This window comes from Nocardia sp. NPDC004722, assembly GCF_053601505.1.
Map to the genome: position 1 here is coordinate 1 of NZ_JBSGBY010000449.1, position 7,074 is coordinate 7,074.

Sequence of the window (7,074 nt, forward strand, 5' to 3'; positions counted from 1 at the left end):
CCGATCCGGCTGGGCACCCCCTACGCGTTCACCTCGGCCGGGATCAAGCACTTCAGCGAAACCCTGCGCACCGAACTGGCTTCCGAGCGCATCGGCTGCTGCTTGCCCTCATTGCCGACATAGGCCGCCAGCCAGACCGGTAGTCGATCGCGCGGATACTGTTCCAGATCCGCGCGGTAGGCCTCGGCGGGAAAGAGCTGATCATCGGGGAACGGTTCACCGCCGTAGTCGTAATCGGTCTGGACCTCACCGGAGTTGGTGACGATGAGCCGCATTCGCCACCACGGTCCCGCCGGGAGCTCCGCGGCGGTTTCCCGCTGTTCTTGTACGGCGAGCAACGTGGTCTGTGACGGTTCGGCCCGCACCGCTCGGCCGTTGGCGGAGTAGGTCACGTTCCACGTCTGCGCGGCAACGGTCCAGGCGAAGATGGCGTCGATGCGTTCCCAGCCCTCGGGCCCGTCGGTGGCGAGCTCGCGAGCGATCTGATGCGTGAGCTCTCGCGCCCGCTCGGCGGTCTGCTTCTCGTCGACGACCGCACCTGGTCCGGGATGGGACACGATGTCGATTCCGGGAGCCCCCTCCCCGCCGGCCTCCACGAACGCCGAGGCGAGGTCCTTGAAGAATGCCTCGTCCGGATTTCCGCCCTGCGGACTGCTCACGATGTCGCTCCCCTCGTCGACCGGGAAGCGTGGACTGCCCGTTCGGATACGCCTGCGACCCTACACATTCATGAGCGGCGTTTCAGATCCGGCCGTGACGGTTGCTACGAGTTCACTCGGGTGGGCTGATGCGCCCGGCATCGGTAATCCGCAGAGCACCGAGGGCATTCAGGGCGGCGTCGCCGGAGATCGAGATGTCCCAGTAGTCGTCGCCACGCCGCGGATCGAGAGTCGCCCGTCCGATCTCGACACCGGCACCCATCAGGTAGAGACGCACTCGTTCGGTGGCCTCCTGCTTCGAGATGCCATCGGGCAGCGTGGCATGCACGGGCCAATCGCGGCTGGAGAAACCGAGGCGGGCGAGCTCGGTGACCCGGCGCTCGTCAGGGTCTTCGGTTGTGCCACTGCGCAGGATCTGCCAGACCGAGTCTCGTTTGTCCCAGCGATAGAAGTGGGGCTTGCTGTTCGCGACGATCGTGGCGGTGATTCGTCGTGGCTCGTCTCGCGCGGCGAGGGTGACCTGTGCGGCATGCCCGTGACGCGGCGGCAGGAACAGCGTGTAGGTCCGATCGGGCTTGTCGGTCCGGACCCGCTCGACGACGTCGCCGGGCAAACTAGCGAAGCGACTGGCCAGCTCACCGATTCCGGGTGTCGTTTCCGGCAGCGCGAGCCGGGCGGACACCGAGTGGACGCGGCCGTTGGATCCCTTGTCGAAACGATTGAAGCCCTCGCCGACTAGCTCGGTTTCGTTCCAGCGCTCCGCACCTGCCGCGTCCGCTACGAACCCCGCGCCCTCGAGCAGCGAGACGATCTCCCGCGCACGGCGTCGCCCGTGCGCGGCGACCGCCGCGGCCTGCCGCTCGGTCAACGGCCGAAGGGTGGACGACCAGCCGCCTCGATAACCTGTGGTCTCTTCGGGCTCGATCACGGTGTTGCCCTGGGGAATGAACCACAGCGATCGCATGCCGCCCTCCCTTTCCGAGGCTGCTGATTGATAGCCGATCCGGATTTCCGAGTTGCCGATCGGAGACTTGTATGGCAGCGTAGCGCAAGATTATCGACTGTTCGTTCGTGAAAACACCTGGTGGACAGTTGAATAGCTGACAAGTCGGTTCTGGTCCGGGGGCGGGAGTGACAGCACGGGGGCATCGGTCCGAAACGGCGGCTGAGCGTGCGTTTTTCGGATCGGGGAGAGCACAGTGATCTGGGAGCCGCCCGCGGTCGGGACCCTCGGCTACCTCGTCGGCATGAAGTGGCCCGAGGGCAACGAAGACCAGATGTGGGGCCTCGCCGACGACTGGCGTGCCGCCGCGAAGCAACTCGAAAGCATCAAATCCGACGTCGACGATGCCATCTCGGCCGTGCAGCTCGCCTATCCGCAGGGCGACGGCGGCAAGGAGATGATCGAACAGCTGAAGGTGCTGAAGTACGGCGGCGACGGCAGCGAGGCATCGCTCGACGGCATGATCAAATGGTTCGACCAGATCGCCACGATGGCCGACGGCACGGGCAACGAGTTCGAGTACACGAAACTCATGTTCAACGCGACGTTGATCATCCTGGCAGCGGAGCTCCTCGCCGCCGCGGCGTCGCTGATCTTCAGCCCGGCGGTGGAGGCCGCCGAGGTCGCCGCAACCCGTGTCACCGTGCGGTTCTTGATAAAGCGCCTGCTCAAATATCTGGCCGGGCATGAGGCGAAGTGGGCCACGGCCGCCGAGATCAAGGAGGCCCTGAAGAATTTCGCGATCTACGCGGCCAAGCTGGCGCTGCCCGGCGCGGTGCTCGGCGCGGCACCGGATGCGGTCATCCAGGCTTGGCAACGGTACGAGGGCCGCCGCGAGAAATTCGAATGGGGCGAGGTCGGCACCATGGCGCTGGCCGGGGGTGTCGGCGGCCTGGTCGGTGCGCCCGTCGGCGCGGGGCTGAAGAATGTTCTCGGCAAGACCCCCCTCGTCAAGAACACCCTCGGAAAGGTGGTCGCTGGCGGCATCACGACCGTAGGTGCGGGCGCGGCGGGCGGCCTGGCCGGTTGGGGCGCAAGCGCTTTGGCGAGCGGCAATATGGAGTTGGACCCTCGCATGATCACCGCCGGTGCCGTGGGCGGCCTCGGCTCCGGGCTGCTGCACTCGTACAAAGACGCACGGGTGCCGACGGCCACCGAACCTGGCGCGGTGTCGCCGGAACCCCAGAAGCCCAGCAACGAGACTCCCGCGAGCCAGCCCGCCGCACAGAACGGGGCGAACACCCACCCGGCCTCCACCGCGGACCTCAAGGCAGACAACACCGTTCGCGGTGGCGCTGATACCGGGAACGGGCAGCAGCTCACCAATCTGCAATCGACGGGCGCCGGGCCGGGTGGTCAAGCCGCACCGAGTCCGCAAAATGTCGGAACACCAAAAGCTTCCGACGTCGCTCAGCCCGCGAACCCCGCACGCGGTGCCGCCCCGGCCGAGGTGCGACCGGCTGGGACCGCTACTCCGCGCACCGAGACGCCGAACTCGGCCGCGCCGACGCCCGAGACTCCGAAGGCCGGGGCGGCTCCGAAGGGGGACACCGGGATAGGTGCTCCCGCCCAGGCGAAGCCGACCGGCATCGAGGCCGCCACTCCGAAGGTGAGCGACCGCGCCCAGGTGGTGCAGCAGGAGCACGGTACGGGTGTTCCTGGCGAACATACGGAAAAGGCCCGCCCGATCGATAGCAACGGTGCCCAGCACGGAGACGGCAACGGCGCCAAGCATGGAGACAAGCCGGAGAGCCGCATCGGCGCCCACCCCGATGAGGTGGCGGGCGACCACGACGGCCGCGGTGACAAGGACCACAGCAACCGCGCCCAGACGACCGACGAGACCCACGGCGGCGACAAGGACGCTCAGAATCACGACAAGGACGGGCAGAATCACGACAAGGACGGGCACAGCCACAACGAGCACGACCAGCCGTCCTCCGATCCGCACGAACACGAAACTCCCACGCCGTCCGAGCATCCGAATCGCCCTGTGCTGCAGGATGATCGGCCGATCACCGAAGCGGAGCGACTACACGCGCAGGAAGCACTCGATCGACTCGGGCATGGGAGCGATCCCTCCACGCTGCTCCATCCAGAGAACACCGATCAGGCCGGTGCACACAATCGAACTCGCGAGAACCACGAGTGGTGGCATTCGCTGACCGACGAGCAGCAGGACGCGTTGGCGCGGGTGCACCCGCACGAAATCGGCAATGCGGACGGCATTCCGACGCCCGTGCGTGACGAGGCCAACCGCTTGTCGATCGCCCGGGACATGGCGGAACTGCGAGCGAACAACCCGCGCGTCGACAAATTCATGAACAGGTTCTTCGATCCGGACAGCTACCGGGACTACAAGAACCTGAGTAAGACTCTCGAGAATCTGAAGCTCGCGGACAAGCTCGCCGACACGTACGCCCAGCGCAACGACGGTCACCGGCCACCCGTCCGGGTGCTGTCCTACGACTCGCGGGCGTTCAACGGCGAAGGTCGCGCCGTGGTCGCGTTCGGCGACGTGGACAAAGCGTCGACGGTGTCCTTCCACATCCCGGGTATCACCACCACGGTGCGCAGCCTGAAGGTGAACCTGAACAACTCGTTCAACCACTTCTGGGAAACCTCCAGGAACACAGAGGATCCCGGGGCGGTCGCCTCGATCGCCTGGATCGGCTACGACGCGCCGAGCGGTATTCCGAAGATCTTCAAGGAGATGGCCAACACCGATCTCGCCAAGCGCGGTGGACAGCTGCTGGCCCGAGATGTGGCGGCCTTCAACGAAACCCGCAAGATGAATGCCGGGCTACCCGATGGCGCGGCCGTTCCAGATGTGCACCTGTTCGGTCACAGCTACGGCTCCACCACAACGAGTTTCGCCGGTGCGGGCGGCCGTCTGGCGGGCGAGGTCACGACGATCACCCTGCTGGGATCTCCTGGCGCGGGTCCGGTCCCGCACGCCTCCCGATTCGGCATCGGCGACAATGTGTTCGTCGCCAGCTCGCCGCGTGACCCGGTCACCTGGATCGGTTCCAGCCATCCCGACGACATCTCCCGCGCCGCACCGGCTCTCGGACTCGGATTGGGTCTCGACCCGTCGGTCGACTCGTTCGGCGCGCGCCGGATCACCGCTCAATTCCCAGGCGGTGTAAGAACTTTCAGCAATATCGGTACCCACACCGGCTACTACAAGTTCCACGACGGCGACTTCCGGGGTACGCCGAGTGAGTCCCTGTACAACTTCGGGAAAATCGCCGCGGGGCAACACCAGGACATCATCCCCGAGTACCCACGCCCGGACCGGTCAGATCTCGGCGATTTTCAACGGACCTTCGGCTCCACGCCACACGATCCGGCCAAGTTCCGCAGCCCCGAATACGAGCTGGCCGAGGGGCCTCCGCACGGATACGACGAGTTCGTCAACGACTATCGCAACCCCGAACCCGTCGCGGAGCACACGCCGCAACTGCCGGACGAACATCGATCGCCGAACGACTGTGGCCCACAAGCGCTCCAGCACGTCCAGGAACTGACCGGCAATCCGAACATCCACGTCCCCGAAGATCCACAGATCGCCCATCAGGGTATGTCGGCCGAGGAACTCGAGAATGCCGCGGGCGCACACATGCAGCCCGTCGACACCCCCGGCGTCCTGGCCGACCAGCTATACCGACTAGGCGACGGCGCCACCGCCATCGTCATCGACGAATTCCACGGCCCTGTCGACGAAAACGGCGTCGGCGCGCACGCCTACACCGTCACCAACGACGGCGGCATGCTCGTCATCCACGACCCCGCCCTTGGCGAAGGCCCACACCCATTCCCCGGCGATCGCACCAACGTCGCCAACACCCACGCCATCATCTACGACTCCCACGGCGATCCCCTCCACCCGCTCGACTCCACCGCGGGTGAGCACCATTCCCCGTCGCTCCCGGAAGCCCGAATCGGCCAACCGGACTTGCCGAAGCTCCCGGTCGAGGAGAAGCCCTACTACGCGAACCCGCACTACGAAGACCCAAGGGCTTCACAGGAATACGCCGCCAAGACCCGTCTCAACGATGGCGAGATCCAGGATATCCGCGCCGAACAGACGGCCAACCACCCTGAGATCGCCCGTCTCACCGACCCCGAACTGGACGCGATCCGCCGCAACCAGTTCTTCCCCCTGAACGAGCCGGTTAACGACGCCACCCGCAACGGCAATACCCAGGCCCTGCATGATCGCGACGTCGAAATCCGCACTCTGATATCGGCTTACAACAAGCTCCCCGACTACAACGGAGTCGTCTACAGATCGCTCCACATCGACGACCCGGTCAAACTCGCCCGCTTCCTCGACGACTACCAGCAGGGCAAAACCCCTTTCGACCCCGGCTTCGCCTCCTCCGACAAGGAAGGCTCGATGCCGGGCGGCAATATCGAGATGATCATCGATTCCCGCTTCGGCAAAGACATCTCCTGGACCACGCGCAACCAGGACGAGGTCGTCTTCCCTCCGGGCAACAAGTTCCTCGTCAAAGACCACTACCCAACCACCGACCGCTACGGCAACCCCAAGTACGTCATCGAGCTCCAGGACCTAGGAAGGACCGACCATGAACCGGGAGGAATTCGACCGGATAGTCCAGCGAGCGATACAAAACCGCAAACCCCTCTCGCCGGAAGACCAGAAGTGGGCGGAGACCATCCGCCAGCACACAGCGGACCTCGAGAAGAAAGGACGCCGCCCGGCCACCGAGGACCAGATCAAGATCTGGCAAGCGTGGGGCGAGTCGGAGATCAATCGGATCAACCGCGAGTCGGGCGAGACGAACTAGCCCCGGAGGATCCGTCCTCCAATACCAGCCGCCTCGACCGTTCGGATGAGAACGACAAGCCGTTCAGTGCGGACTTCGACAAGCCGGCAACTGTCAATGGCCCCGACGAATTCCACAAGCCGTTCTCGCTGAGCAATGACGCGGAGCACCCCGCCGCACCGGAGCACCGGCAAGAGGCCCCGACGGCAGAAGCTCCGAAGTCGGAACACCCACCCACCGACCCTGACCGTCCGTCCACGCTCACCCCGCACCTGATCGACCGCTTCAAGGAACTGCACCAGCGCATCTTCGACACCGCCTCTGCCTACGGCGATCCCGCCCGCGCCGCCGAGCTACCCGGATTGCGTCGCGGAGTCGGCGATCTGATGGACAAGCTCGGAATGCTCGACCGCTCCACAGCGATCACGGCCACCCGACTGCTCAACGAGTACCACCCCGACCTGGGCAGATACCTGGCAGAAAACCACGAGGCGCTCCTACCGCATCCCTCGGATACCGCGGCACCCCACGAGGCTGCCCTACATGCAAGCGATCACGCCGCAGAGCAACACCCGACCAAGTCCGATCATCGTCCGACGGAATCCGATCATCACCC

Annotated in this window: 3 protein-coding genes; 1 reads left to right on the forward strand and 2 read right to left on the reverse strand. The window is 65.4% G+C overall.

Going from position 1 to position 7,074, the window contains the following annotated elements:
• Positions 1–20: 20 nt before the first annotated feature.
• A complete protein-coding gene (locus ACWELQ_RS32840; protein ID WP_452400922.1) occupies positions 21–659 on the reverse strand; it encodes a hypothetical protein in 639 nt (212 codons plus the stop codon).
• 112 nt (positions 660–771) lie between these two features.
• Positions 772–1,623, reverse strand: coding sequence for a hypothetical protein (locus ACWELQ_RS32845; protein ID WP_452400923.1), 852 nt, complete (start codon positions 1,621–1,623; stop codon positions 772–774).
• Positions 1,624–1,858: 235 nt separating this feature from the next.
• Between ACWELQ_RS32845 and ACWELQ_RS32850 the strand changes: the two genes are divergently transcribed.
• The coding region (locus ACWELQ_RS32850; RefSeq protein WP_452400924.1) for an alpha/beta hydrolase at positions 1,859–7,074 on the forward strand (5,216 nt) is incomplete at its 3' end.